This is a genomic window from Deinococcus rhizophilus, assembly GCF_030271215.1.
In the GTDB taxonomy this organism is placed as follows: Bacteria; Deinococcota; Deinococci; order Deinococcales; family Deinococcaceae; genus Deinococcus; species Deinococcus rhizophilus.
The window spans coordinates 1-713 of the sequence record NZ_JASNGB010000360.1 but is presented as its reverse complement, the minus strand read 5'-3'; the positions used below and the strand labels follow the sequence as shown (position 1 = coordinate 713).

Sequence of the window (713 nt, the reverse complement as noted above, 5' to 3'; positions counted from 1 at the left end):
CTCCGGGGGGCGGTGGCGGGAGAGACGCGCCGCCCGGCGACCCGCGTGACGGTCACGCAGGCGAACTTCACCCGCGACCTCACCCTCGGCCCGCCCGTGCGGCTGTCGCTGCCCTCCAACGGGGCGGCCTCGCCTCTGCGCCTGACCGCCAGCGGCCCGCTCGCCTACCGCGCCGAGCTGGACGCGCGGACGGCGGGGAGCAAACCGGCGGCCCTCTCTCCCATCGTCCTGGAGCGGCGGTACGACCGCTCGCGGGTGGAGCGCGACGGGCTGGTCACGGTGACGCTCACCCTGCGGACCCCCGTCGCCCTGCGGCACCTGCGCCTCACCGACCCCCTCCCCGGCGGGCTGGAAGCCGTGGACGACCGCCCCTTCGCCTTTCCCGGCGCGGTGGCGAGCACGGGGCAGACGGGGGCGGCGTGGGCCGACCGCTCGCTGTACGACGACCGGGCGGTGTTCTACCTCGAACGCCTCCCGGCGGGCGTGACCACCGTGCGCTACCGGCTGCGGGCACTGGCTCCCGGCGGCTACACGGCTCCCGCGCCCCGCGCCGAGTCGGCGGCGGGACTGCCGCCCGCGCAGGGGCAGGCGCAGCGGGTGGAGGTGGTGGAGCGGTGAGGTTCGCCGGAACCCCCGGCCCCGCTCTCCCGTACCTGAGCGCATGAAACTGCGCTCCATCCTCCGCACCGTGGCCCGGCAGGAGGCGGCGGGTG

1 protein-coding gene is annotated in these 713 nt (G+C 77.3%); it reads left to right on the top strand.

The window, feature by feature from the left end:
• On the top strand, positions 1-618 hold a 618-nt coding region (locus QOL99_RS17335; RefSeq protein WP_285525656.1), incomplete at its 5' end, for an alpha-2-macroglobulin family protein.
• Between the last annotated feature and the right edge of the window lie 95 nt (positions 619-713).